The sequence below is a fragment of the Actinoallomurus sp. NPDC052274 genome (assembly GCF_040679475.1).
Taxonomy (GTDB): domain Bacteria; phylum Actinomycetota; class Actinomycetes; order Streptosporangiales; family Streptosporangiaceae; genus Actinoallomurus; species Actinoallomurus liliacearum.
Window position 1 is genome coordinate 1 of the sequence record NZ_JBFAUT010000091.1, and the last position, 25,727, is coordinate 25,727.

A 25,727-nucleotide genomic window follows, 5' to 3' on the forward strand; every position below is an offset into this window, starting at 1 on the left:
GGGGTGGGTGTGTTGGGGTTGTTGTTGTGTGGGGGTGGGGTTGTGTTGGGGGGGTGGGTGTTTTTTTTGTTTTTGTGGTGGGGGGGGGGGGGTGGGTGTGTGTGGGGTGGGGGGGGGGGGGGGGGGGGGGGGGGGGGGGGGCGGGGGGGGGGGGGGGGGGGGCCCCCCCCCCGCGACGGCCGGCCCGGAGGTGGTGGCCGGCATCAGAAGACGACGTGCTCCTCGGCGGGACCGTGGAACGCGACCCGGCCGTGCCGCATCAGCTCCTCGTCGCTGACCTTCCACGTGTGGGCCTCGCGGTCGCCGCGCACGGAGACGAAGTTGAACCGGTCCGCGGAGTAGATCCCGACGCCCTCCGCCCGGGCCCGGCGCAGCAGGTCGCTGTCCACGGCGCGGGGCAGGTCGGAAAACCGCAGGCGCCGCATGACGTCACCGTCGGCGAGGATCGTGCCGCCCTGGATGAGCTCCGCCTCGGTGTGCTCCAGGTGCGGGAAGCGCAGCAGGGTCACCCCGTGCGTGCGCATCTCGCAGTAGTGCGCGCCCTTCCCGACCAGGCCGGCCGTCGTGTGGTCGAAGGCGTAGGCGAGGTCGCTCAGGTAGTGCGGCCCGTACAGGTTGTCGTCGTCCATCTTGGCGAGGTACGCGCCGTCGGCCGCGTCGATGCCGAGGCCCAGCACCGCGCCGAGCGTCAGGCCGGCGTCGGCGGACCGCACGACGACGTTCTCCAGCCCGGCGGCGCGCGCCTTGGCCGCGGCCCGGTCGGAGGAGAAGCCGTGCGTGACCAGGACGAGCTGCAGCGGCCGGTGGACCTGCCGGGCGACCTGCTCGATGGCGTGGTCGATCTGCTCGGGCCGGTTCGTCGGCAGGATCACCGAGATCGAGCGCTCCCGCCGGGGCGCGGACACGCCCGCCGCCGACAGGATCGTGTCGGCCCGGTGCCCGTACAGGTGCTTGGCGAAGACCTCGCGCATGGCCAGGTGGCCGATCCGGTCCCGCAGGTCGGCGCTCTTCATCAGCTCGACCAGCGCCTCCGTGGTCTGCTCCGGCGTGGTCGAGAGCCGTACGAGGTCGCCGAAGACCTCCTCCAGGGCGCGCGAGTGCCCGGACACCACCGGAGTCCCGCAGGCCGACAGCTCGAACACGCGCCGCGCGCACATCGTCGGCGACTTCGTCACCGAGTTGACGTTGAGGAAGATCTTGTACGCCTTGTACGCGGCGAGCATCTTCTCGTACGGCAGCGAGCCGACGATGTGGTCGGCGTACTCCGGCGGGAACCGGAAGTCCGGGTCGTCGGAGATGCGACTGTAGATGTGCAGGTCGAACTCGCGGGCCGGAGCGAGGATCGTGTCCATCTGCGCCGCGCGCTCGGGATACTTCTTGGAGTGGTACGTCCCGGCGAACGCCACCTCGTACTTCCGCCCGCCCGGCACGGCCACCGGGTTGTGGATCCGCGGCTGCGCGCCGAACGGCAGCAGCGCGACCCGGTCGTGGCCCAGCGCCTCGACGTAGCGCGGGATGCAGTCGGCGTCCACGGTGAAGACCCGGTCGAACAGCTTCGCCGTCTCGATGAACCGCTCGAAGTTCGGCGGGTCCTCCTTGTTCCAGAAGACCGTCGGGATGCCCTGGGCCCGGCACCAGGCGACCAGGTCGCGCACGGGCTGCTTCGGCGCGCCCGCGGCGCTCATCATCGTCGCCCAGCGCCCGTCGTTGCCGTGCCAGGCCGACTCGACGAACAGCAGCGCGGGCTTCTCCCGCTCCAGGACCTCCCGCCAGTCGTCCGGCCCGAACCGGATCTGCTGCCACTCGTACCGGAACGCGGTCGCGGAGAACACGTCGAGGATCACCGCGACCTTCAGGTCGCGCGCGACCGGGCCGTCCGGGACGACGACCTCCGGGATGGCGATCGCCGAGTAGTGCCCGGTCTGGTCCGGCGAGCCCGTCGTGGTGTCGGGCTTCGGCTCGGCCAGGCGCGGCGGGGTCTTCAGCGCGCTCGCCAGGTTCTTGGGCAGCTTGAGCGCGTCGGTGGGCCGCTTGGCGCTCCACAGCGCCTCGCCCACCCGCCACCACTTGCGGTTCTTGGCGGACTTGAGCTGCCAGGTGACGTAATCGGTGCGGTACGACTGGTGGGCCAGGCGCGCCTCGAGGTTCTTCATCCGGGCGTTGACCTGCTCGTAGCGGGCGATCGCGATGTCGTAGCGCCGCATCCGCTCCTTCTCGTCCTGCATCGCCTCCTGGATCGCGATGAACGCGCGCTCCAGCATCGGCTGGGACTCGAGGATGAGCCGGTCCGGGTCGGCCATCGGCCCCGGGTGGGCCCGGACCCGCAGGTACCTGTCGACGATGTCCAGGCTCTCGATCGACACGTACGGGGCGAGCAGCCGGATCAGGGAGTCCACGTAGAAGGTGGCGTAGTGGTCGTGGTGCTTGCTGAGGCCGAACGGCGTCGTCAGGGCCAGCACGCCGTCCGGGCGCAGCACCCGCGCGGCCTCTTTGAGGAAGGGGGAGGCGTCCGGGATGTGCTCGACGATCTCGCCCATGATGACGGTGTCGAACGAGGCGTCGGGCAGGTCCAGGGCGCTCGCGTCCGCGAGCCGGAAGTCCAGGCGCGCGCGCACGTCCTCCGGCTCGGCGTCGCGCTCCTTCTTCGCGTACTCGATACGGTCGGCCTGGATGTCCACACCGAGCACGGTCAGCCCGCGCCGCGCGCACAGGATCGAGGCGATGCCCTGTGAGCACCCGACGTCGAGCACCTCTCCGGTGGCTTGGCCGACGAGCCAGTGGATACGATCACGTGCGACCCGCTGCGTGCTTTCGGCCCAGATCTCGCCTTTGTAGACCTCGGAGATGCGATCGGAATTAGCCATTGAGCCTCATGTCGTCGGGAGTGGCGCAGAGACGCTAGCCGCGCCCGGCGAACGGACGGTGTCGTGCAGACGACGCCGGGGTAATCGACGGAGAATTAAGGTGGTCACCGTGGCTGAGATCGGCTCCACCCGGTAGATGGCATCTCCGCATCCGCCGGAGACGGTCCTGGGGTGGGTCCGTGACGTCGTGGGCGGCCGGATCACCTCGATCCGCTCGATGGGGGCGGGCTCGACGACCCTGCACGCGATCGACGCCGGGACCGATCCGGTGCGCCGCCTGGTGGTCCGCCGGTTCCACGACACCGCGCGGCTGCGGACCGACCCCTGGTACGTCCCGGCCGTCGAGGCGGCCGTCCTGGAGCTCCTCGACGACACCGAGGTGCCGGCGCCGCGTCTCCTCGCCGCCGACCCGTACGGCCGGCTCTGTGACGTTCCCGCGCTCCTCGTGACACGGGTGCCCGGCCGGCCGGCGACCCGGCCCTGGGACATGGACGCCTATCTGACCGAGATCGCCCAGGCCCTCGCTCGGGTCCACGAGGTGCCGCCAGAGGCGGACCTGCGAAGGTACGCGCCGTACCACGACCCGGCCGTCCACGGGGAGCGGCGCCCGCCCGTCTGGTCGGGCAGCCCCGAGCTCTGGCAGCGGGTGTTCGAGGTGATCTCCGGCCCCGCGCCGGAGACGCCCACCGGGTTCGTCCACCGCGACTTCCATCTGGGGCAGATCCTGTGGTCCGGGGACCGGCTGACCGGCATCGTCGACTGGATCACCGGGTGCGGGGGCCCGTACGGCGTCGACCTGGCCCGCATGCGGATCAGCCTGGCCATCGAGTACGGCGTCGAGGTCGCCGAGCGGTTCCTCGCGGTCTACCAGCGGATCGCCGGACCGGACGGCCACCACCCCTACTGGGACCTGCTGGACGCCGCCGACATGATCCTCGGCATGCCCGTGCCGGAGACCCAGGCCGCCGCCGACGGGTACTCCCGGTTCGAACACTGGACGGCCATCGCCCTGGCGAGCGTGTGACCCCCACGGAAGCCGGCGCCCCGCGCCCCGCGCCGGACGGCGCCGTGGAATCGGTCGTCCGTCCACGGCGAGCGATCACGTCCGAAATCGGACACGCGTTGTCATTTTCTGTGAAGACGCCGCTTCTTCCCCTGTGCTGACCTGCGGAGTTACCGTCGGAATGTTCCGGTATTAGGCGGGTGTGCCGATCCTTAGTGGATCTTCCCAAATGAATCGCACCGCCCAGCCCGCCGTTCCCGGAACCTGAGATGGAGAGGCCCGTCGATCCGCCCCAGTAGATCCAGCCTCTCCACAGCCCGGCCTCTCGCGCATCCGGGGCCGGTGATAAGGGCGCTGGGCGCCGCGGGTGACGAGACACCGGCGTCCAGCGCCCCATCGGTTCGCCAAGGACCCGGTCGTGGCCCGGAACGGGGCGGACCGGATAATGACCTGTCATGGAGGAACGTCTCATCGGCAGGATCGGCAGGCGCGCGTCGGTCGTCGGGCTCGGCACCTGGCAGCTGGGGGCCGACTGGGGACAGGTGGAGGAGCGGGACGCCGTCGCCGTCCTCGAGGCGGCGGTCGAGTCCGGGGTCACGTTCCTCGACACGGCCGACGTCTACGGCGACGGGCGGAGCGAGCAGATCATCGGCCGCTTCCTGCGCGACCACCCCGGCGTCTTCGTCGCGACGAAGATGGGGCGCCGGGCCCCGCTCGATCCCGCCGAGTACACCCTGGACAACTTCCGCGCCTGGACCGACCGGTCGCGCGCCAACCTCGGGGTCGACACCCTCGATCTCGTCCAGCTCCACTGCCCGCCGACGCCGGTCTACTCCAGCGACAAGGTGTTCGACGCCCTCGACACCCTCGTCGACGAGGGCCGGATCGCGGCGTACGGCGTCAGCGTCGAGACGTGCGACGAGGCGCTCACCGCGATCGCCCGGCCGGGCACCGCCAGCGTCCAGATCATCCTGAACGCCTTCCGGCAGAAGCCCCTGGAGCGGGTGCTGCCGGCCGCCGCCGAGGCCGGCGTGGGGATCATCGCCCGTGTGCCGCTGGCCTCCGGTCTGCTGTCGGGCCGCTACCGCCACGACACGGAGTTCGGCCCCGACGACCACCGGACGTTCAACCGGCACGGAGGGGCGTTCGACGTCGGCGAGACCTTCTCGGGTGTGGACTACGACACCGGAGTGGAGGCGGCGGCGGAGTTCACGGCGCTGGCGGCGCCGGGGGCCACCCCCGCGCAGACGGCGCTCCGGTGGATCATCCAGCAGCCCGGCGTCACCACCGTCATCCCGGGGGCGCGCAACCCCGACCAGGTCCGCGCCAACTCCGCCGCGGCCGGCCTGGCCCCGCTGCCGGAGGCGACGCTCGACGCCGTACGCGATCTCTACGATCGCCGGATCCGCCCGCAGGTGCACCACCGCTGGTGAGCCGGGTCCGGCCGTGGATGCGCCACCGCTGGTGAGCCGGGTCCGGCCGTAGGCGCGCCACCGCCGGTGAGCCGGGTCCAGCCGTAGGCGCGCCATCCTGTGAGGGGGCCGGCCGTAGAGGTGCCCCCGCCGGTGAGGCGGGGGTGCCCCGGCCCGGTGACTCTCGCCGATCCTGGCATGTGCATCATGCACATGCCGGGATATGATGCGCCTACATTCGGGCGCCGGCCGCGCCCCCGACGCGGGTCACCCTGTCGACCCGCGGCCCGTCGAGGGCCGACCGCGCGGGCGGTGCCGTGGAGGGGGTCACATGCGGCGCACCGACCCGGACGTCCCGTCATCGGATCGGGACTGGCGAAAGAGCCGGTACAGCAATCCCAGCGGCTGCTGCGTGGAACTCGCGCGGGTGCCGCCGCCCGCGCCCGTCGCGGGCGGGCGGTCACCCGAGGCGGAGCACCCCGCGGGCGATCAGCCCGGCCGGGCCTGACCACCGGCACCCCACGCCTGTCGCGAGCGTAACGGTCCCTCGGGCGGATCCGCCCGCTCCGGCCGACCACCGGCGTCACGCGCCCGTGCCGGAGCCGTGACGGGTCCCTGACGTACGCCGGGCGGGTACGACCGGAGGCATGGGGCCGGAATAACATGCCCTCCGGCTCCGGGCCAGCCTTCGCCCAGGTGATGGCCGGACCCGGACGAGCCGGTCGGCCGGCCGCGTCGCGCCCGCTCGCCGGTGAATCCGCCGATCACGTGCGCGGCCTGCGCGACGCGTCGGAGGCGGCTTCGCGCCGCGTGCGCGGCCCGACCACGGCGTGCGGCGGTACCGACAGGTAAGGTCATGACCAGCGTGGGGGAGCGGGAGGTGGGCGTTGAACGACCGTCTGTGGACGTGGCCGAACCTATTGAGTTTTGCTCGTCTGATCGGCGTTCCCGTCTTTCTGTGGCTGGTCCTCGTCAAGGAGGACTGGTGGGCACTGGGCATCCTGGTCTTCGCGGGACTGTCCGACTGGCTCGACGGCAAGCTGGCGCGGATGCTCGACCAGACCAGCGAGCTCGGCACGCTCCTCGACCCCGCGGCCGACCGGCTGTACATCTTCGCGACGCTGATCGGGCTGGTCGTCCGGGGCGTCGTCCCCCTGTGGGTGGCGCTGGTCCTGGTCGCCCGTGAGGTGTACATGGCCGTGCCCCTCACCGTCCTGCGGCGGCACGACTACGACGCGTTTCCGGTGCACTTCGTGGGCAAGACGGCGACGCTCTGCCTGCTCTACGCCTTCCCGCTGCTGTTCCTGGGGGCGCACTCGGGGACCTACGCGACCGTCGCGAAGGTCATCGGCTGGGCGTTCACCATCTGGGGAACCGGTCTGTACTGGTGGGCCGCCGTCCTCTACACCGTCCAGGTCCGCCGGCTCGTGCTCGCGGACCGCGGCTCCGGCGAGCTGAAGGGAGCGGAACCCCTACCATGATCGGCGTACCCGCGAAGGAGTGGCTCCAGTGAAGGCCGTGGTGATGGCGGGCGGGGAAGGGACCCGTCTGCGTCCGATGACCGCCAACCAGCCGAAGCCGCTTCTCCCGGTGGTCAATAAACCGATCATGGAGCACGTGCTGCGCCTGCTGAAACGGCACGGATTCACCGAGACGGTCGTCACCGTGCAGTTCCTCGCCGCGCTGGTCCGCAACTACTTCGGCGACGGCGAAGAGATCGGCATGGCGCTGAGCTACGCGACCGAGGAGATGCCCCTGGGCACGGCCGGCAGCGTCAAGAACGCCCAGGACGCGCTGCGCGACGACCGTTTCCTGGTCATCTCCGGTGACGCGCTCACCGACATCGACCTGACCGACATGGTGCGCTTCCACCGGGAGAACGGCGCGCTCGTCACCATCGGCCTCAAGCGCGTGCCGAACCCCCTGGAGTTCGGCATCATCATCGTGGACGACGACGGCCGCATCCAGCGGTTCCTGGAGAAACCCACGTGGGGCCAGGTGTTCTCCGACACCGTCAACACCGGCATCTACGTGATGGAGCCGGAGGTGCTCGACCACGTCGCGGCGGGGGAGTCCGTCGACTGGTCCGGCGACGTCTTCCCCAAGCTGCTCGCCGAGGGCGCCCCGCTGTACGGCTACGTCGCCGAGGGCTACTGGGAGGACGTCGGCACCCACGAGAGCTACCTCAAGGCGCAGGCCGACATGCTGTCCGGCAAGATCCAGGCCGAGCTGGACGGCTTCGAGATGTCGCCGGGCGTCTGGGTCGGGGAGGGCGCCGAGGTCGACCCCGAGGCGACCCTCAAGGGCCCGCTCTACATCGGTGACTACGCCAAGGTCGAGGCGGGCGCGGAGCTGCGGGAGTTCACCGTGCTCGGCAGCAACGTCGTCGTCAAGGAGGGCGCGTTCCTGCACCGCGCCATCGTCCACGACAACGTCTTCGTCGGCCCGCTGACCAACCTGCGCGGCTGCGTCGTGGGCAAGAACACCGACATCATGTCCGCCGCCCGCGTCGAAGAGGGCGCGATCATCGGCGACGAGTGCGTGATCGAGGCCGAGGCGTACATCTCCAGCGAGGTCAAGGTCTATCCCTTCAAGACGATCGAGGCCGGGGCGGTCGTCAACACCAGTGTCATCTGGGAGTCCCGCGGCCAGCGCACGCTGTTCGGGCCGCGCGGCGTGTCCGGGCTGGTCAACGTCGAGATCACCCCCGAGCTCGCGGTGCGGCTGGCCAGCGCGTACGCCACCACGCTCAAGAAGGGAGCGGGCGTCACCGCCTCGCGTGACGCCTCACGGGCGGCCCGTACGCTCAAGCGCGCCGTGCAGAGCGCCCTCACCGCCAGCGCCATCAACGTCCAGGACCTGGAGGCCTGCCCGGTCCCGGTCGCGCGCTACGAGACCGCGCGGGAGGACTGCTCGGGCGGCATCGTGATCCGTACGACCCCGGGCGACCCGCAGGGCGTCGACATCCTCTTCCTCGACGAGAACGGCGCGGACCTCTCCCAGACGGCACAGCGGAAGCTTGAGCGGGTGTTCAGCCGGCAGGAGTACCGCCGGGCGTTCCCCGGCGAGATCGCCGAGCTGACCTACCCCGCCCGTGTGTTCGAGAGCTACGCTCGCGACCTGCAGCGCTGCATCGATCTGCGCGGTGTCCGCGAGGCCGAGCTCAAGATCGTCATCGACTGCGCCGGAGGCACCGGCTCGCTGGTCCTCCCGCAGCTTCTCGGCCGCATCGGGGTCGAGGTGCTCACGGTGAACAACCGCCTCGACGAGGTGTCGCCGACCGAGACGCTGGCCGAGCGCATGCGCGACCTCCAGCGGCTGGGCGACCTGGTGTCCTCGTCGCGGGCCGCGTTCGGCGTGCGCTTCGACACCGTCGCCGAGCGCATCAGCCTCGTCAACGAGAACGGCGAGCTGATCAGCGACGACCGCGGGCTGCTCGTCGTCCTCGACCTCGTCGCCGCGGAGCGGCGCGGCGGCCGGGTCGCGCTGCCGGTCACGACCACGCGGGTGGCCGAGCAGGTCTGCCGTTTCCACGGGGTGCAGGTCGAGTGGACCTCCACCTCCCAGGACGTGCTGACCAAGGCGACGACGGCGGACGACATCATCTTCGCCGGGGACGGCCGGGGCGGGTTCGTGATCCCCGAGTTCAGCCCCACGGTCGACGGGGTGGCGGCGTTCCTCCGGCTGCTCGGCCTGGTCGCGCGCACCCGCCTCACGCTCTCCCAGATCGACCAGCGGATCCCGGAGGCGCACCTGCTGAAACGGTCGGTGCCCACCCCGTGGGCGGCCAAGGGCAGCGTCATGCGGCACGTCGTCGAGGCGGCCGGCGACCGTCCGATCGACACGACCGACGGCGTCCGCGTCCTCGAGGACGACGCGAGCTGGGTGCTCGTCCTGCCCGACCCGGCCGAGGCGGTCACCCACCTGTGGGCCGAGGGCGCCGACCGGGACTCCGCTCAGGCGCTCCTGGAGACGTGGGCCGGCGTCGTGGAGGCCGCCGGTTCATGATCGACCAGGACGACGGCGCGGCCCCCGACCGGCCGCGCCGGGACGACCACGGCCCTGGTGCCGTCTCCGCCGGAGTAGAGGATCGGACCGGCGCCCCGCCGATGCCGCCGGGAACGGCCGGACCCGTCCCCGCGGACCGGCCGCGGCGCCCGTGGTGGCGGCGGTGGGCGCGGCGGCTGGGCCTCACGGTGCTCGCCCTGGCCGTCTGCGCCACCCTCTTCTCCTTCATCTACAACGCGGCCACGGCCGGCCGCGCCCGCCCACCGGCCGGGCTGACCTACGTACGGACCGGTGACCTGCTGACCCGTTACCGCGCGTGGGGAAGCGGCGGCTCACCGATCGTCCTCGTCCACGGGGCGGCCGAGTCGGCCGACACCTGGGAGCCGGTCGCCGAACTGCTCGCCCGCGACCACCGGGTGTACGCGCTGGACCTCAATGGATCCGGGTACACCTCGCGGCGCGCGCCGTACGACCTGGACCACCAGACGCGGCAGTTGCTCGGCTTCCTCGACGCGCTCGGCCTGCGCCGGCCCGTGCTGGTCGGGCACTCCTCGGGCGCGGCGACGATCGCGGACGCGGCGTTGCGCTCCCCGGACCGCGTCGGCGGCCTGATGTTCCTCGACGGCGACGCCCTCAGCACCGGGGCCGGGCCGCCGCCCGCCTTCCGGCACCTGGTCATCCCGCCGTACCGGACCACGATCCTGCGTCTCGTCGTCCGCTCCGACTGGGTCATCCGCACGATCTACTCCGCGCAGTGCGGCCCGGGATGCCCCCGGCTGGACGCGGCAGGGGTGGAGGAATGGCGCAGGCCGTTCCAGGTCGCCGGCGCGGAGTCCGGAATCTGGGGGATGCTGCGGTACGGCGTACCCGGCCTGCCCCCGGACCGGCTGACGCGGCTCCGCTCGACCGGGATGCCCAAGGCCGTGGTGTACGGCGCGGAGGACCACGTGTTCGCCAAGGACTCCGCGGCGCAGACGGCCCGCCGGATCGGCGCTCCCGACCCGACCCTGCTCCCCGGGGCCCGGCACCTCACGCTGATCTCCGCCCCGGCGCAGGTCGCCCGTGCCGTCGAGGACCTCGCCGCCCGCCGCACGCCGTAGCGTCCGTAGCGCCCGTCAGCGGCCGCGCGAGCGCCGGAGCCTGCCGGACACCAGCGCCGGGCCGGCGTGCACGGTCACCCCGGCGAAGTCCCCGGCGACCTCGGCCACCCAGTACGTCCGCTCGATGACGACCGCGGGAACGCGGCTGATGACCGGGGTACGGCCCCCGCCGGTGAACTCCGCGGTGACCGCCGACACGCCCGTGGGCAACTGGCCCCAGGCCAGCGCCCATCCGGCGCCCCCGCGCGGGTTGCGCCACGCGCCGCGCAGGATCGACACCGACACCGGCGTCGCCACGCAGACGTCGGCGAGCCGCAGGCCCTCGTACACCTCGAGAGCGGCGCGATCCGCCGCGGCCCGGCCGATCCGCACCGACCAGCCGCTGATCGGCAGCCGCATGAGCGGGATCGCGCCCGTCTGTTCCCCCATCGTGCCCCCATGTGCCCTGCTGCGCATGGGGACCAGTTCATCGTCCGATTCTGCGAAGGCTGTGCACGTTTCCTAAGAGTTCGCTGTGAAACGCCGCCGATCAGGGGCGATGGCGTGGTCCGGCCGGGGCCGCGCTGTTGGGAGAATGTCCGGATGAGTGAACGGGGAGCGCGCTGGAACCGGCCCGACGCCTCGATGTCGCTGCTCGCCGATCTGCTGGCCGGCAAGGACCTCGATCCCGGCTACGAAGCGGCCGCCGCCCGGCGGGCCGCGACCGGGGCGCGGCGCGGCCGGGCCGGGCGGTGGGCACGCCTGCTCGCCGGCACCCTCATCATCGGCCTGCTCGGAGCGGTCGCGGTCGTCCAGGTACGCCGCGGCGAGCCGGTCGCGCAGCGCCAGCGCAGGGCACTCCTCGGCCAGATCAGGCAGCGGACGGCGGAGGACGACGGGCTGCAGCGACAGGCCGACCGGCTCCGCCGCCAGACCGACGGGCTGCGCCGGGCCGCCCTGGCCCGCAGCGACGCCGGCCGGACCGCGCGCCAGGAGATGGACGGGCTGGCCGCGGCGGCGGCGGTCGGTCCCGTCCACGGCGCCGGGCTGACCGTGGTCCTGGACGACTCACGCACCCGGGGGGACCCGCAGGACGGCCGCGTCTCCGACCAGGACATGCAGCGGCTCGTCAACGCGCTCTGGGCCGGCGGCGCGGTCGCCGTCGCCGTGAACGGGCAGCGGATCGCCGCCACGACCGCGATCCGGTTCGCCGGCGACGCCATCCTCGTCGACTACCGGCCGCTGTCCCGGCCGTACACCGTCACCGCCCTCGGCGATCCGGGCGGCCTGGAGCGGTCGTTCTCCGGTTCCGCGGCCGCCCGATCATTCCGTACTCTCAAAGCCGCGTTCGGCATCCGTTTCGACATCCGCCAGGAGGACAGCGTGCGACTCCCCGCCGCACCCGCCCCCACTCTCCGCTACGCGGGGGAGGTGCCGGCGAAGTGATCGCTCTGGTCGGTCTCGTCGCGGGGGTCGCCCTCGGCCTGTTCTTCCATCCCGACGTGCCGTTGTGGCTGCAGCCGTACCTGCCCATCGCGATCGTGGCGGCGCTGGACGCCATGTTCGGCGGCCTGCGCGCCCGCCTCGACGGCGTCTTCGACGAGAAGGTGTTCGTCGTCTCGTTCCTCAGCAACACGATCATCGCCGTCCTGATCGTCTTCTTCGGCGACCAGCTCGGCGTGGGATCGCAACTGTCCACGGGCGTGGTGGTCGTCCTCGGCATCCGGATCTTCTCCAACGTCGCCGCCATCCGCCGCAAGCTCTTCCAGGCTTGAGCGAGGAGAGCGCGTAGGTGAGGAGAGCGCGTGAGTGAGGCGGAGCCGGACGAGCGCGAGACCGTCGCGGCAGGGGAACCCGGGGAGCGGGCACCGGTGCGGCCGCGCGGGCGTCGTCTGGCCGGGCGGCTCGTCATCGGGGTGCTGTGCGCGGTGCTGGGGTTCGCCGCGACGGCCGAGGTGCGGTCCAACGACCGGAGCACGAAGTTCGCGACCGCCCGGCAGGACGAGCTGGTGGGCATCCTGGGCGACCTGTCGCAGCGTTCGGAGCGGCTGCGCGGCGACATCCGGGACCTGGAGAACACCAAGGCCGGCCTCGAACGCGACACCCAGGGCCAGACGGCGGTCGAGGACGCCCGGCGGCGCGCCGCGACGTACGGGATGCTCGCCGGCACCCTTCCCGCCGCCGGTCCCGGCATCCGGCTGACGATCGACGACCCGCGCGGCCGGCTGCGGGCGGAGGACCTCCTCGACACGCTGGAGGAGCTTCGCGACGCCGGAGCCGAGGTGATCCAGGCCGGCGAGGTGCGGGTCGGCGTCAGCACCTACTTCGCCGACGCGGCGTCCGGGGGAGTCGTCGCCGACGGGCGGCTCCTGACCCGGCCCTACGTCTTCCTCGTGATCGGCGATCCCCACACGCTCGCGACGGCGCTCGGCATCCCGGGAGGGGTCCTGCAGACGCTGCGCAACCTCGGCGCGCGAGGGGCCGTGGCCCAGGAGCAGAGGATCGTGATCCGTGCGGTACGGTCGCCGTAGACCGTGGCGGCGCCCGGCGCCGGCCGCGCGCCGGAGCTTCACCGCGCGGCGGCGTGGACCGACGATCACTGTCGAAGGTAGCTTGATGAGACAGGACTCTTGTCGTGGTTGACCCCTCGGTCATTGCCGCGTAAGTTGCGGCAACCGTCGTCATGGCGGACGAGGGACTGAAAGCGCCATCGCCGACGGCGCTTGAAGGGGGGGATCGTGTGCTGAGGCTGACCGGAGGTACGGTGCCGGTGCCGTCGGTGCTCGCCCTCCGTGCCGTACGGTGCCAGAGGCACACCCGAGGCCATAGGTAGGAGGCCGAGCCGATATATGCCGAGCGTCTACTGCACGCAGTGTGGTCACGCCAATCCGGAGAACGCCAACTTCTGCTCGCAGTGCGGAACCCCGCTCTCGCGTAGTGCGGTGCCCCCGGTGCCGGGCGAGCCGGGCGACTCGACGTCGACGATCTCCCTCGGCGCGATTCCCGACGTGGAGCCGGGCGAGGAGCTGTCCCCGGACCAGATGGCGGTCGAGGCGCTGCCGCCGGACACCGCGCTGCTGGTGGTGAAGCGGGGGCCGAACGCCGGAAGCAGGTTCCTGCTCGACAGTGACCGGACCACGGCGGGTCGCCACCCCGAGAGCGACATCTTCCTCGACGATGTCACCGTGTCCCGCCGCCATGCCGAGTTCTATCGCAGGGGCGCGCAGTTCTCCGTGCGCGACGTCGGGAGCCTGAACGGCACCTACGTCAACCGGGAACGGATCGACGAGGCCGGGTTGTCCGGCGGCGACGAGGTCCAGATCGGCAAGTTCCGACTGGTGTTCCTCACCAACCCGCAGTACGCCGCCGAAGGAAGGGGCGACGGCCGGCCGGCGGGAGGGCCGTGAGGATGCCGGAGGCACGGTGTGGCAGAGGCTGAGAGGGCGCGCGGCGACCGTGCGCTCGTGGACGCCGTGAGCGACGGGCGCCGCGCGAGCGCGCGAGCGCGGGGTGACGGCGCGCGGATCCGCGTGCCGTCGGGCCGGGGGTGTCGATGAGCCAGTCCGCCGCCCGTGCGTACATGACGATCGGCGAGGTCCTCGGCATCCTGTCCGCCGAGTTCCCGGACATCACGGTCTCGAAGATCCGGTTCCTGGAGGCGGAGGGCCTGATCGAGCCGGAGCGCACCCCGTCCGGGTACCGGAAGTTCGCCCCCGCGGACGTGGAGCGGCTCAGGTTCATCCTGGCCGCCCAGCGGGATCACTACCTGCCGCTGCGGGTCATCAAGGAGCACCTGGACGCCGCCGACCGTGGGCTGGAGCCGCCCCCGCCGGCCGAACGCCGGCGGGCGCCCCGGGGCCTCGTCGCGACCGACAGCACGGCCGACGAGAACGCCGAGGTGCGGCTGACCCGCCGGCAGCTCCTTGACGCGGCCGGCATCGACCCGGACGCGCTGACCGACCTCGAGGAGTTCGGCCTCGTCCGCCGCAACGGCGGCCACTACGACCGGGACGCGCTCACCATCGCCCGCGCGGCGGCGGCGCTGCGGTCCTTCGGGTTCGAGGCCCGCCACCTGCGCGCGGTCAAGGCCGCTGCGGACCGGGAGGTCGGCCTGATCGAGGCGGCGGTGGCGCCGGCCATGCGGCAGCGCAGCCCGGGCGCGCGGGACCGCGCGGCCGAGACCGCGCGGGAGATCGCCGCCTTGTCGCTGAAGCTGCACGCCGCCCTGGTCTCGACCGGGTTGCGGGAAGGGCTCGATCCCTAGGGATCATGATCCTGACTCCGTCTCCCCTCCCCGGCCTGACGCGCCTCGGGTGTACGTTGGCTACAAGGGTTTCGGGTAGCCGTCTCAGCAGGGAGCCGCTGTGAAGCAGATGGAGGTCGTCGGCGTACGGGTCGAGATGCCCTCCAACCAGCCCATCGTGCTGCTGAAGGAGACGGACGGCGACCGCTACCTGCCGATCTGGATCGGCGCGGTCGAGGCCACCGCGATCGCCTTCGCCCAGCAGGGTGTGCTGCCGGCCCGCCCGCTCACGCACGACCTGTTCCGCGACGTGCTGGAGGCGTTCGACGTCCAGTTGCGGACGGTGAACATCACGGCCCTGCGGGAGGGCATCTTCTTCGCCGATCTGGTCTTCTCCAACGGCGCCGAGGTGAGCGCCCGCCCTTCGGACTCCATCGCCCTCGCCCTGCGCACCGGTGCGTCGATCTTCGCCAGCGAGGACGTGCTCGACGAGGCGGGCGTGGCGATCCCCGACGAGCAGGAGGACGAGGTCGAGAAGTTCCGGGAGTTCCTGGACACGATCTCGCCCGAGGACTTCGGCCGCGCCACCTGAGCGGCGCCTCTCCTCGCCCGAGCCGTCTCTTTCGCGAGGCGTCTCCTCATGCCCGAGCGCTCGTGTCCGGGCGGCGATCTCGGTGATCGCGCTCTGTGTCCGAGCGGCGCTCTGCTCCCCTCAGGGGAGACCGCCCGGACGACTCCTCTCGGTAGCAGGATCGTAATCCCGGAGGAAAAGTTCCGTACCGCTTCGCGGGAACCTTCGCGCCGCGAAGAGCGTCACTACGTGGGTAGGTGCCGTCGATAGCGTCGAATATGGGGTTTAGGCGGCGTCGTAGCGGTTTGTGTTGGCTGCGACGCGCCGACCGCGAACGTTGACCCTGCAGGGGCCGCGACCTACCGTGCTGCTTGAACACCCGCGGCGTAATTCCGTCAAACCCCCTTGGTGGATCGCTGCGGGATGATAGAGCCGGAGGTCCGCGTGGCGGCAAGCAGCGGCGAGGGCAAGGCGGCCCGCGAAAGGCACGATGCGTCTCAACGCGCCGGGGAGCAAGGTCTCCTGTTCGGCGGGAGCGTGTCGCCCCTGCCCGACGACGTCGGGTTTCGCGGCCCAACGGCATGCGCCGCGGCGGGCATCAGCTACCGCCAGCTCGACTACTGGGCGCGTACGGAGCTGGTCGTGCCCAGCGTGCGCTCCGCCCATGGCTCGGGGTCCCAGCGCCTGTACAGCTTCCGCGACATCCTGGTGCTGAAGGTCGTGAAGCGGCTGCTGGACACCGGGGTCTCCCTGCAGCAGATACGCACCGCGGTCGAGCACCTGCGGGACCGCGGGGTGCACGACCTGGCACAGATCACCTTGATGAGCGACGGCGTGAGCGTCTACGAGTGCACGTCCCCCGACGAGGTCGTCGATCTGGTGCAGGGCGGACAGGGGGTGTTCGGGATCGCGCTGGGACGGGTATGGCAGGAGGTCGAGGGCAGCCTCGCGGAGATGCCGGCCGAACGCGCGCACGCGGGCGGCGACAGCCCCCACGACGAGCTGGCCCGCCGCCGGCGGGTGCGCAAGACCGGCTGACCCCCTGGACCCGTTTGTTCCCCCGATCTCAGCGAGAGCGAGCGCATTGAGCCTCACCCAGCAGCAGGACGACAAGGAGTTCACCCGGTCGCCGAGCCACTTCGCCGACCGCATCACCGCCGACGGCTCCTCGCCGTGGCGGGTCGAGGCGGGCCGGTACCGCCTGGTGGTCAGCCGCGCCTGCCCCTGGGCCAGCCGCGCGTTGATCGTCCGTCGGCTCCTGGGGCTGGAGGACGCGATCTCCGTCGGGGTCACCGACCCGATCCAGGACGAGCGCAGCTGGCGGTTCACGCTCGACGCCGACGACCGTGATCCGGTCCTCGGCATCCGCTTCCTGTCCGAGGCGTACGCCAAGGCCGAGCCGGACTACGACGGCGGCGTGAGCGTTCCGGCGATCGTCGACGTGCCCAGCGGGCGGCTCGTCACCAACGACTACCAGCAGATCACGCTGGACCTGTCCACCGAGTGGACCGCCCACCATCGGCCCGGCGCGCCGGACCTGTACCCCGAGCGACTGCGGGACGAGATCGACGCCGTCAACGCCGAGGTCTTCCGCGACGTCAACAACGGCGTCTACATGGCGGGCTTCTCCCGGGACCAGGAGTCGTACGAGGGTCACGTCCACCGGCTGTTCGAGCGGCTCGACGCCCTGTCCGAGCAGCTCCAGGGCCGCCGCTACCTCGTCGGCGACACGATCACCGAGGCCGACATCCGGCTGTTCGTCACCCTGGTCCGGTTCGACGCCGTCTACCACGGCCACTTTAAGTGCAACCGCAGCAAGCTGACCGAGCTGCCGGTGCTGTGGGCGTACGCCCGCGACCTCTTCCAGACGCCGGGCTTCGGCGACACGGTGGACTTCGACCACATTAAGCGGCACTACTACTACGTCCATCACGAGATCAACCCGACGCGGATCGTGGCGGTCGGGCCAGTTCTAAGCGGTTGGGCAACACCGCACGGCCGCGAGAAACTCGGTGGGCGTCCCTTCGGTGAAGGTACGCCGCCCGGCCCTGTTCCCTTCGTCGAACGCGTCCCCAGCCTGGAGCGATAGGGAGCCGGCTGCCCACCGCTACGGAAGAGGGCCTCCTCTCACGTAAGCATCGTGGCTAGATCCGCAGGACGGTGGAGAGATGCCCTACGACACGCGGGCGGATAGCTCACGTGTAATCAACGGTAATGCTACAGTCACGTATTGTGAAACTAGTCGTGCAGGTAAAGCTACTGCCTACGCCCGAGCAGGCGGCGGCATTGGAGGCTACCCTGCACGTTTGCAATGCTGCTGCGGGGCACGCCTCGCAGACTGCGTTCCAGCGGAAGGTGTTCGCGCGGACCGCGTTGCAGAAGCTGTTGTATGCCGAAATGAAGGGGCGTGGTCTGTCGGCGCAGCCAGCATTACATGTGATCCGAAAAACCGCCGACGCCTATATCGCTCTACACGCCCAGATCCGAGCGGGACTGCTCGGTCAGGAAGACTCGGCCGCGCGTGCTCGGGCAACCAGCAAGCCGGTCTCCTTCCGTCCGGATGCGGCGCAGCCGTTCGATGATCGGTGCTTGTCGTGGCAGATGGATGCCCGCACGGTGTCGATTTGGACGGTGCGAGGTCGGCACAAGGACGTTGCCTTCACAGGTGAGCCATCGCAGCTTGAAACTCTGGCCGAGCATCGCAAGGGCGAGAGTGATCTGGTTTGCCGGAACGGGAAGTGGCTCCTTCTGGCCACCTGTGATGTGCCTGAGACGCCGCTGAACGGGAGTCCGACCGACTGGATCGGGGTCGATCGTGGGATCGTGAACCTCGCCACCACAAGCGACGGAGACAACCACCAAGGGCGTGGGTTGCAGCGGTACCGGCGGCGCATGGCCGCAGTGCGTGCCCAACTGCAGGCCAAGGAGACCAAGTCCGCTAAACGGAAGCTGAAGCGGCGGGCGCGTCGGGAGGCGCGATATGCCGCGCATGTGAACCATAAGATCGCTAAGACGATCGTGGCTGATGCCCAACGCACCGGTCGCGGCATCGCTTTGGAAGACCTCCAGGGGATCCGCGATCGGGTACGGCTCATGCGGCACCAGCGAGCCACCCTCTCGTCTTGGCCGTTCCACCAGTTGGGCGAGTTCGTCGCTTATAAAGCCTGCCGGGCTGGTGTGCCGGTGCAACTGGTGGATGCGGCCTACACCTCGCAGACATGCCCGCGCTGTGGACATGTGTCGCGTAAGAACCGGCCTTGCCGGGATGACTTCTGTTGTGTGGTCTGCGGGCTCGCTGGCCCAGCGGACTTCATCGCCGCCGTGAACGTGCGCGCACGGGCACGGACGGCGTGGGCGTTCGTCAACGCGCCCGATGCGGCCGCGTCACCGTCTCCAAGTCAGGGGCAGTCGTGAGCCGTAAGCCCATCCTTAATGGCGGGTAGTTGACGCGGCACTACTACTACGTCCATCACGAGATCAACCCGACGCGGATCGTCGCGGTCGGCCCGGACCCGCGCGGCTGGCTGACGCCGCACGGCCGCGAGGAGCTCGGCGGCCGGCCCTTCGGCGACGGCACCCCGCCCGGTCCCGTCCCCGCCGCCGAACGCGTGCCCGACCTGGGCTGACGGCCGATGACCGGATGACGGTCAGAGCGCCTCTTTGCGCTGCAGGTAGGACAGCGACGCCCAGCCGGGCAGCACGGGCAGCCAGAACGTGTGCAGCCGGAACAGCAGCACCGCCGAGGTCGCCGTGCCGGCCGGCAGCCCGGCGAGCGTCAATCCCAGCGACAGCGCGCCCTCCACGGCGCCGAGCCCGCCGGGGGTGGGCGCGGCCGAGCCGAGCGCGTTGCCGGTGAGGAACACCACCGCGACGGTCGTCAGGCTCAGCGAGCCGCCGAACGCCCGGATCGACGCGTCCAGGCAGGCGACGAACGCGACCGTGAGCAGGATCGTGCCGCCCAGGCCCGTGGCGAGCTTCTTCGGCGACTGGAGCACGTCCAGCAGGCGGGGGAGCACCCCGGAGAACATCGAGCGCATCCGCGCGGCGACGAGCCGCCGCAGCGGCCCGACCGACAGAACGATGATCGCCAGCACGGCCGCCGCGAGCAGCGAGATGATGATGATCCGCGACGGCGGTAGTGACGGACCGTAGTTGCTTCCGGTGATGTAGCCGAACAGCGCCAGCATCAGGATGTGCGAGCCCATGCCCGTCAGCTGTGAGGCGCCGACGCTCGCGGCCGCCTGGCCGGCCGGCACGCCCGCCCGCTGGAGGTAGCGCGTGTTCACTGCGATGCCGCCGACCGCCGCGGGCGCGACCAGCTTGACGAAGGACGAGACGAGCTGCACCAGGATGGTCCGGCCCAGCGAAAGCCGTTCCGGCACGAACCCCATCAGCATCAGGGCCGCGGCCAGGTAGCTGGCGGCCGAGGCCAGCGCGCCGACCGCGAACCACCGCAGGTCCGCGTGGGCCACGAGGTGAGGCAAGTTCACGTTGCCGAGCTGGGACAGCAGCAGGTACGCGCCGACCGTCCCGGCGATCACGCTCAGCAGGGTGCGCGGCCGGAACCGGTCGAGCCGCAGCGGCTGGGCCGCCGTCACGAGTTCCGGCCGCAGTGCGCGGATCTGCTCCCGGATCCGGCTCAGCAGCTTCTTGTCCCTGCGGAGCGCGTTCCTCGTCGACCGGGCGAGTACGACCTTCTGCAGCAGGGGCACGGCCGCGCCGAGGGTCTCCACGCCGAGCACCCCGGCGGCCGTGCGCACGGCCCGCTCGGCGCCGACGCGCAGCGCCAGCTCGGTCAGCAACTGCGCCAGGTCGACGCGCAGGACGAGGTCGCCGGCCGCGGTCTCGCCGCCCCGCAGGTCGACCAGGTACGGCCGGCCGGCCTCGTCGACGAGGATGCTCTCACTCACCAGCCGGCGGTGCGCGAGGCGCCGGCCCTGCAGCAGCTTCAGCTGGGTCCAGATCCCGGCGAGCAGCTCGTCGGTCAGCTCCTCGTCGGGCAGGTCGGCGAGGAGCCGGCCCGGGACGTGCTCGTAGGCGAGCAGGGCGGCCTCACTGCCCACCTCCGAGGTCGCCAGCAGCCGCGGCGTCGACGCGCCCGCCGCCGTCGTGGCGTAGGACATCAGCGACTCCTGCTCCAGGGAGCGGCGCAGCGACCGGATCGTACGGCGCGGCATCTCACCGCGCAGTCGCGCCCGCCGCCACAGGCGGTACAGCAGACCGGCCGTCTGCTGATCGCGGTCGAGCACCGTGACGTCGACGGACCGGCCGTCCGCGAGCGCCGCCGCGTAGCGACGGGTGTCCTCGGGGCCGTCGCCCAGGCGCGCGGCGCGGACCGGCACCAGCCCGACGCGCCGGAGCGCGGCCACCACGGCGTCACCGGGCGGGCGGATGCTCGGCGAGCCGACCGCGTACAGGGTGCCGTAACCGACGGCGCGGCCGATGAGATACGTCGTCAGCACCGCGAGCGGAGTGATCGCGCCGGTGGTCAGCGACGCGACCGCGTCCAGGCCGATCACGCTCCAGGTCACGAGCTGCCATCGGGTGCGGCCGCCCAGGCCGACCGCGGTGACGTAGGCGATGACGGGCGTGATGTCGATGTGGGCCGGCCCGGGGAACCACCCGCCGTGCCGCTTCCACGTCAGGTACCAGGCGAGATCGCGCATGCCCGCCGCCGTCATCCACGAGTCCAGGCTGAGGGAGACGAACAGCGCGGCCACCGCGGCGACAACGCCGATCACCACCCGCAGCCCGTCCCGGCCGATGACGCGGGCCACGCCGAAGGCGACCGGGACGGCCAGGACGCCGATGCCGGAGGCCAGGTTGGCGAGGGTGAGGAGCAGGTGCGGTGCCCGCTCGGTGCCGTTGGCGATGTCGGAGGCCAGCCCGCTGGTCGTGTGCCGCGCGATGTGGGCCAGCACGAGAATGAGCCCGATCATGCCCACCGTCAGCAGGAAGCGGATGGCGTCGGACGGGCGCCGGATCCGCCGCGGCAACGACGGCTCGGCGACCGGCACCTCCGTGACTGGCACCTCCGTGACCTTGACCTCGGCGGCCGGGTCCTCCGTGACCGGGACCTCGGCCGAGACCCTGGCTGCGCGCTCCTCGGCGGCCGGGTCCGCCGCTCCGGGGTCCTCCGCTCCGGGGTCCTCGGCGGCCGGAACCTGGGCTGCCGGGGCCTCGGCGACCGGGTCGTCGGCCGCCGGCCGGGCGCCCGCGACCTCTTCGTCGGCCCGGCTCGCCGCGTCCACGACGTCGTTATCGGCGGACGGGGGCGACTTGCCGGGGACCGTGCGGTCGGGGCCGGGGGATTCGTTCACGGACACGCACTGAATCCTCCCAGGCCATCGCCCGGAGTGCGCGAGAGGTGTCCGATGTGTCGCCCGATGGATGCCTCGCGCCGATCACTGTACGGACGCGTCAGGCCGCGGCATGGCCATCGCGTTGGGAAAGGGCAGGCCGCCGCCCTCGATGATCCTTCGTGCCAGCGGCCGGAGCAGGTCGGCCAGCCGGGCCGCGCCGTCCGGGCCGAGGGCGTCGAGGGGCGGGCGGGCGAGCCGGTCGGTCACGTCCTCGATCGCCTCGCGCTCGGCGCGCCCGTGAGGGGTGGGGGCGCCGTCGCCGTCGCCGTCGAGGAGCCCACGGGCGCGCAGCCGCCCGGCGGCGGACGCCCACTCCTCGTCGGTCCAGCCCCGATGGTCGCGCTGCTCGGGCGGGGTGAGACCGAGCGCGCCCGAGAGGACGTTCGCCTCGCAGCCGTCGATGCCCGCGGTGAGCAGGGCGGCGATATGCCCGTCGCCGCGAAACTCCCGGAGCGCGGTCGCGGCGTGCCACAGCGCCAGGTGCGGCTCGGCCGGCCGGGGGAGCGCCGCGTGCGCCGCGAACATGACGCGACCCGCGACGGGTGACGCCTCGACCGCCCGTCCCGCGAGGGCGGCTGCCTCGGCGACGGCGGGCTCGTCGATCAGATCGCCCGCCAGGCGGCGCAGGGCGCGGTCGGCGACGGCCGTCCGGGCGGCCAGGACCGCCGCCGGTGAGGAGCGGCGCCAGACGTCCGGGATCGCGCGGGCCACCATGCGCGGCGCGAAATTGTGGAACGCCGCCGTCACCACCTCGGCCGGGGCGGTGCCGAGGGCGGCGGCCCGGGAGGCGAAATAGCCCCGCCAGAAGCCCGTCAGACCGGCCTCGGCGTAGGCGTCCCGCGCCTCGGGAACGAAATAGACGAACGCGTGACAACACTCGATCAGCCGCCAGGTCTCGTCCATCGCGTCTCCTCACGCACGGGAACCGGGAAGGCCGATCGTCGCACGGAGATCACCGCGAGGGGAGGGACACATGATCGCGACCGGTATGCGGCCACGTGTCCTCCGGTAGGGTGGAATGGCCGTCGACCTCGTACGGGAGAGTCCTCGCACAGTGTGGTGCGGGGCGCCGAAGGAGCAACCCTCCCCGGAACCTCTCAGGCACAAAGGACCGTACGAACGAGGCACCTCTGGAAAGCAGGACCGGTGATCCACGCCGGGCCTCACCGAAGGTGCAAGCCGCGCCCCGGCGCGGTGAAGCTCTCAGGTTCACCTGACAGAGGGGGAGACCGGCCACCGGCCTGCCCGGTGGTGGCTGCGCATCCATCGCACCAGGAGGCTCCCCAATGACCGAGGTTCCCTTCGCCGATCGGCACATCGGGCCGTCCCGCACCGACCGCGACGAGATGGCGGGGGCCGTCGGGTTCCCCAGCGTCCAGGCCCTCGTCGACGCCGCCGTGCCCACGGCGATCCGTACCGACCGGCCGCTGGACCTGCCTCCGGCGCTGACCGAGGTCGAGGCGCTGGCCCGGCTGCGCGAGCTGGCCGCCGAGAACCAGGTCCTCACCTCGATGATCGGCCTCGGCTACTACGGCACGGTGACGCCCGGCGTGATCCTCCGCAACGTTCTGGAGAATCCCGGCTGGTACACCGCCTACACGCCGTACCAGCCGGAGATCTCCCAGGGGCGTCTCGAGGCGCTGCTGAACTTCCAGACCGTCGTGAGCGACCTGATCGGGCTGCCGGTCGCCAATGCCTCCCTCCTGGACGAGGGCACCGCCGCCGCCGAGGCGATGACGCTCGCGCACCGCGCCGCCAAGGCGGGGGACACCTTCCTGGTCGACGCGGACGTACTGCCGCAGACGATCGAGGTCGTCCGCACCCGCGCGGTGCCGCTGGGCCTCGAGGTCGTCGTCGCCGACCTGTCCGAGGGTCTGCCGGACGGTGACTTCTTCGGGGTCCTGCTGCAGTACCCGGGCGCGAGTGGTGCCGTACGCGACCTGTCGCCGGTGACGCAGGCCGCGCACGAGCGCGGCGCGCAGGTCGTCGTGGCCGCGGACCTGCTGGCCCTGACCGTGCTCAGGGCGCCGGGGGAGTTCGGCGCGGACATCGCGGTGGGCACGTCCCAGCGGTTCGGCGTGCCGTACGGCTTCGGCGGACCGCACGCCGGCTACATGGCCGTACGGGAGGGGCTGCAGCGGCAGTTGCCCGGCCGTCTCGTCGGCGTGTCCCTCGACGTGGACGGGAACCCGGCGTACCGCCTGGCGCTGCAGACCCGTGAGCAGCACATCCGCCGGGAGAAGGCCACCAGCAACATCTGCACCGCCCAGGTGCTGCTGGCGGTCATGGCGAGCATGTACGCCGTCTACCACGGCCCGGAGGGGCTGCGCGGCATCGCCGAGCGGGTGCACGCGCACGCCGTGCGCCTCGCGGGCGGGCTCACGGCGCTCGGCGCCGAGATCGTGCATGGGACGTACTTCGACACCGTGCTCGCCCGGGTGCCGGGCCGGGCCGAGGAGGTCGTACGCCGGGCGTCCGAGCGCGGCGTCAACCTGCGCCTCGTGGACGCCGACCACGTCGGGATCGCCTGCGACGAGACGACGACCGACGAGCACGTGACCGAGGTGTGGCGGGCGTTCGGCCTGGCCGACGAGGACGTGCCGTCCGTCCACGCGGAGGCCGTGCTGCCCCCGGCGCTCCGCCGGGAGAGCGACTACCTGACCCACCCGGTCTTCCACGCGCACCGCTCGGAGACGGCGATGCTGCGCTACCTGCGCCGCCTCCAGGACAAGGACATCGCGCTGGACCGCTCGATGATCCCGCTGGGCTCCTGCACGATGAAGCTCAACGCCACCACCGAGATGGAGCCGATCACCTGGCCGGAGTTCGCGCAGATCCACCCGTTCGCGCCGCTCGACCAGGCACGCGGCTACGTCCGGCTGATCGGGGAGCTGGAGACGTGGCTGGCCGAGATCACCGGGTACGCCCGGGTGTCGGTGCAGCCGAACGCCGGCTCCCAGGGCGAGCTGGCCGGGCTCCTCGCCGTGCACGGCTACCACGCCGCCCGCGGTGAGGGCCACCGCGACGTGTGCCTGATCCCGTCCTCCGCGCACGGCACCAACGCCGCCAGCGCGGTGATGGCCGGGATGCGCGTGGTCGTCGTCAAGAGCACCGACCACGGCGACATCGACCTCGACGACCTGCACGCCAAGATCGAGAAGCACCGCGACCGGCTCGCGGCGATCATGGTGACGTATCCCTCGACGCACGGGATCTACGAGGAGACGATCACCGAGGTCTGCAAGAGCGTGCACGACGCGGGCGGTCAGGTGTACGTGGACGGGGCCAACCTCAACGCCCTGGTCGGCCTGGCCCGGCTCGGGGAGTTCGGCGCGGACGTCTCCCACCTGAACCTGCACAAGACCTTCTGCATCCCGCACGGCGGCGGCGGCCCGGGCGTCGGTCCGGTGGGCGTGCGCGAGCACCTGGTGCCGTTCCTGCCCAACCACCCGCTGCGGCCGGAGGCCGGCCCCGAGACGGGCAGCGGCCCGATCTCCGCCGCGCCCTGGGGCTCGGCGGGCATCCTGCCGATCTCGTGGACCTACATCGCGATGATGGGCGGGGACGGGCTGCGCGCGGCGACCGAGGCGGCGGTGCTGGCCGCCAACTACGTGGCCAAGCGGCTGTCGGAGCACTACCCGGTCCTCTACACCGGTCGGGGCGGCCTGGTCGCGCACGAGTGCATCATCGACCTCCGCAAGATCACCAAGGACACGAAGGTCACGGCGGAGGACGTCGCCAAGCGGCTCGTCGACTACGGCCTGCACGCGCCGACCCTCGCCTTCCCCGTCGCGGGCACCCTGATGATCGAGCCCACGGAGAGCGAGGACCTGGCCGAGCTGGACCGCTTCTGCGACGCCATGATCCAGATTCGCCGGGAGATCGAGCGGGTGGCGACGGGGGAGTACGACGCGGACGACAACCCGCTGAAGAACGCCCCGCACACCGCCGCGTCGCTGCTCACCGACGACTGGAAGCACTCCTACGGCCGGGAGGACGCGGCCTACCCGCTGCCGTCCCTGCGGGAGAACAAGTACTGGCCGCCGGTGCGCCGCATCGACCAGGCGTACGGCGACCGCAACCTGGTCTGCTCCTGCCCGCCGCCGGAGGCATTCGAGTCCTGACACCACGTCGCACCGCCCGGTGCGCGACGCGGGTCGCGCACCGGGCGGCGGCGGAGACGCT

At 71.7% G+C, this 25,727-nt stretch carries 20 protein-coding genes, 1 pseudogene and 1 riboswitch; of the genes and pseudogenes, 17 read left to right on the plus strand and 4 right to left on the minus strand.

The features are described 5' to 3' along the window. Positions 1 to 203 precede the first annotated feature (203 nt). Complete coding sequence (locus AB0K82_RS41645) at positions 204 to 2,864, minus strand: methyltransferase domain-containing protein (RefSeq protein ID WP_364408391.1); 2,661 nt, start codon at positions 2,862 to 2,864, stop codon at positions 204 to 206. Positions 2,865 to 3,000: 136 nt separating this feature from the next. Between AB0K82_RS41645 and AB0K82_RS41650 the strand changes: the two genes are divergently transcribed. The 6 genes from AB0K82_RS41650 (at position 3,001) to AB0K82_RS41675 (ending at position 10,387) form a co-directional block, all read left to right on the plus strand. Further along, complete coding sequence (locus tag AB0K82_RS41650; protein ID WP_364408393.1) at positions 3,001 to 3,888, plus strand: aminoglycoside phosphotransferase family protein; 888 nt, start codon at positions 3,001 to 3,003, stop codon at positions 3,886 to 3,888. Positions 3,889 to 4,322: 434 nt separating this feature from the next. Continuing rightward, on the plus strand, positions 4,323 to 5,300 hold the full coding sequence (locus AB0K82_RS41655; protein WP_364408396.1) for an aldo/keto reductase: 978 nt from the start codon (positions 4,323 to 4,325) through the stop codon (positions 5,298 to 5,300). A gap of 310 nt (positions 5,301 to 5,610) precedes the next feature. Next, positions 5,611 to 5,787 carry a DUF397 domain-containing protein gene (locus tag AB0K82_RS41660; RefSeq protein ID WP_364408398.1) on the plus strand — a complete coding sequence of 59 codons (177 nt, stop codon included), beginning with the start codon at positions 5,611 to 5,613 and terminating at the stop codon, positions 5,785 to 5,787. Between the two features lie 379 nt (positions 5,788 to 6,166). Further along, a complete protein-coding gene (locus AB0K82_RS41665) occupies positions 6,167 to 6,760 on the plus strand; it encodes a CDP-alcohol phosphatidyltransferase family protein (protein ID WP_364408401.1) in 594 nt (197 codons plus the stop codon). Positions 6,761 to 6,788: 28 nt separating this feature from the next. Beyond that, entirely contained in the window at positions 6,789 to 9,287 is a 2,499-nt protein-coding gene (locus tag AB0K82_RS41670; RefSeq protein WP_364408404.1) for a mannose-1-phosphate guanyltransferase, read from the plus strand. Next, positions 9,284 to 10,387, plus strand: a complete 1,104-nt coding sequence (locus AB0K82_RS41675; protein ID WP_364408407.1) for an alpha/beta hydrolase — start codon at positions 9,284 to 9,286, stop codon at positions 10,385 to 10,387. Before AB0K82_RS41670 ends, AB0K82_RS41675 begins: the two co-directional genes overlap by 4 nt. Positions 10,388 to 10,402: 15 nt before the next feature. Here AB0K82_RS41675 and AB0K82_RS41680 read toward each other — a convergent pair whose 3' ends face one another. Then, on the minus strand, positions 10,403 to 10,816 hold the full coding sequence (locus tag AB0K82_RS41680) for a hypothetical protein (RefSeq protein WP_364408410.1): 414 nt from the start codon (positions 10,814 to 10,816) through the stop codon (positions 10,403 to 10,405). Positions 10,817 to 10,969: 153 nt separating this feature from the next. On the opposite strand from AB0K82_RS41680, the gene AB0K82_RS41685 reads away from it, so the two are divergent. The 10 genes and pseudogenes from AB0K82_RS41685 to AB0K82_RS41730 form a co-directional block, all read left to right on the plus strand. Beyond that, complete coding sequence (locus AB0K82_RS41685; protein WP_364408413.1) at positions 10,970 to 11,812, plus strand: DUF881 domain-containing protein; 843 nt, start codon at positions 10,970 to 10,972, stop codon at positions 11,810 to 11,812. Beyond that, positions 11,809 to 12,141: a small basic family protein gene (locus tag AB0K82_RS41690; protein WP_345348985.1), complete on the plus strand. Its 333-nt coding sequence runs from the start codon at positions 11,809 to 11,811 to the stop codon at positions 12,139 to 12,141. The genes AB0K82_RS41685 and AB0K82_RS41690 overlap by 4 nt, the downstream gene beginning before the upstream one ends. 30 nt (positions 12,142 to 12,171) lie before the next feature. Then, positions 12,172 to 12,897, plus strand: a complete 726-nt coding sequence (locus AB0K82_RS41695) for a DUF881 domain-containing protein (protein WP_364408416.1) — start codon at positions 12,172 to 12,174, stop codon at positions 12,895 to 12,897. Positions 12,898 to 13,215: 318 nt separating this feature from the next. Continuing rightward, positions 13,216 to 13,773 carry an FHA domain-containing protein gene (locus AB0K82_RS41700; protein WP_345348979.1) on the plus strand — a complete coding sequence of 186 codons (558 nt, stop codon included), beginning with the start codon at positions 13,216 to 13,218 and terminating at the stop codon, positions 13,771 to 13,773. 146 nt (positions 13,774 to 13,919) lie between these two features. Next, positions 13,920 to 14,630, plus strand: a complete 711-nt coding sequence (locus tag AB0K82_RS41705; protein ID WP_364408419.1) for a MerR family transcriptional regulator — start codon at positions 13,920 to 13,922, stop codon at positions 14,628 to 14,630. Positions 14,631 to 14,730: 100 nt separating this feature from the next. Further along, complete coding sequence (locus AB0K82_RS41710; RefSeq protein ID WP_252781406.1) at positions 14,731 to 15,201, plus strand: bifunctional nuclease family protein; 471 nt, start codon at positions 14,731 to 14,733, stop codon at positions 15,199 to 15,201. A 423-nt stretch (positions 15,202 to 15,624) separates the two neighbouring features. Then, a complete protein-coding gene (locus tag AB0K82_RS41715) occupies positions 15,625 to 16,218 on the plus strand; it encodes a MerR family transcriptional regulator (protein ID WP_252781405.1) in 594 nt (197 codons plus the stop codon). A 46-nt stretch (positions 16,219 to 16,264) separates the two neighbouring features. Beyond that, a complete protein-coding gene (locus AB0K82_RS41720) occupies positions 16,265 to 17,269 on the plus strand; it encodes a glutathione S-transferase C-terminal domain-containing protein (RefSeq protein WP_364408424.1) in 1,005 nt (334 codons plus the stop codon). 143 nt (positions 17,270 to 17,412) lie between these two features. Next, the gene (locus AB0K82_RS41725) at positions 17,413 to 18,594 is read left to right on the plus strand and encodes a transposase (RefSeq protein ID WP_364408427.1); all 1,182 of its coding nucleotides are present in this window, start codon (positions 17,413 to 17,415) and stop codon (positions 18,592 to 18,594) included. Between the two features lie 38 nt (positions 18,595 to 18,632). Then, positions 18,633 to 18,806, plus strand: a pseudogene (locus AB0K82_RS41730) (glutathione S-transferase family protein); the annotation flags it as partial. A gap of 21 nt (positions 18,807 to 18,827) precedes the next feature. Here the strand turns inward: AB0K82_RS41730 and AB0K82_RS41735 are convergent. Both AB0K82_RS41735 and AB0K82_RS41740 read right to left on the minus strand, forming a co-directional pair. Then, a complete protein-coding gene (locus tag AB0K82_RS41735) occupies positions 18,828 to 21,506 on the minus strand; it encodes a flippase-like domain-containing protein (RefSeq protein WP_364408430.1) in 2,679 nt (892 codons plus the stop codon). Positions 21,507 to 21,584: 78 nt separating this feature from the next. Further along, complete coding sequence (locus AB0K82_RS41740; protein ID WP_364408433.1) at positions 21,585 to 22,445, minus strand: hypothetical protein; 861 nt, start codon at positions 22,443 to 22,445, stop codon at positions 21,585 to 21,587. 123 nt (positions 22,446 to 22,568) lie between these two features. Next, positions 22,569 to 22,666: riboswitch (glycine riboswitch) on the plus strand. A 162-nt stretch (positions 22,667 to 22,828) separates the two neighbouring features. Between AB0K82_RS41740 and gcvP the strand changes: the two genes are divergently transcribed. Further along, positions 22,829 to 25,666, plus strand: coding sequence for an aminomethyl-transferring glycine dehydrogenase (gene gcvP / locus AB0K82_RS41745; protein ID WP_364408435.1), 2,838 nt, complete (start codon positions 22,829 to 22,831; stop codon positions 25,664 to 25,666). The last annotated feature ends 61 nt before the right edge of the window (positions 25,667 to 25,727 follow it).

Coding starts and splice junctions, on each gene's coding strand:
- AB0K82_RS41645 (WP_364408391.1), bottom strand. CDS start 2,864: ATGGCTAATTCCGATCGCATCTCCGAGGTCTACAAAGGCGAGATCTGG.
- AB0K82_RS41650 (WP_364408393.1), top strand. CDS start 3,001: ATGGCATCTCCGCATCCGCCGGAGACGGTCCTGGGGTGGGTCCGTGAC.
- AB0K82_RS41655 (WP_364408396.1), top strand. CDS start 4,323: ATGGAGGAACGTCTCATCGGCAGGATCGGCAGGCGCGCGTCGGTCGTC.
- AB0K82_RS41660 (WP_364408398.1), top strand. CDS start 5,611: ATGCGGCGCACCGACCCGGACGTCCCGTCATCGGATCGGGACTGGCGA.
- AB0K82_RS41675 (WP_364408407.1), top strand. CDS start 9,284: ATGATCGACCAGGACGACGGCGCGGCCCCCGACCGGCCGCGCCGGGAC.
- AB0K82_RS41680 (WP_364408410.1), bottom strand. CDS start 10,816: ATGGGGGAACAGACGGGCGCGATCCCGCTCATGCGGCTGCCGATCAGC.
- AB0K82_RS41685 (WP_364408413.1), top strand. CDS start 10,970: ATGAGTGAACGGGGAGCGCGCTGGAACCGGCCCGACGCCTCGATGTCG.
- AB0K82_RS41700 (WP_345348979.1), top strand. CDS start 13,216: ATGCCGAGCGTCTACTGCACGCAGTGTGGTCACGCCAATCCGGAGAAC.
- AB0K82_RS41705 (WP_364408419.1), top strand. CDS start 13,920: ATGAGCCAGTCCGCCGCCCGTGCGTACATGACGATCGGCGAGGTCCTC.
- AB0K82_RS41740 (WP_364408433.1), bottom strand. CDS start 22,445: ATGGACGAGACCTGGCGGCTGATCGAGTGTTGTCACGCGTTCGTCTAT.
- gcvP (WP_364408435.1), top strand. CDS start 22,829: ATGACCGAGGTTCCCTTCGCCGATCGGCACATCGGGCCGTCCCGCACC.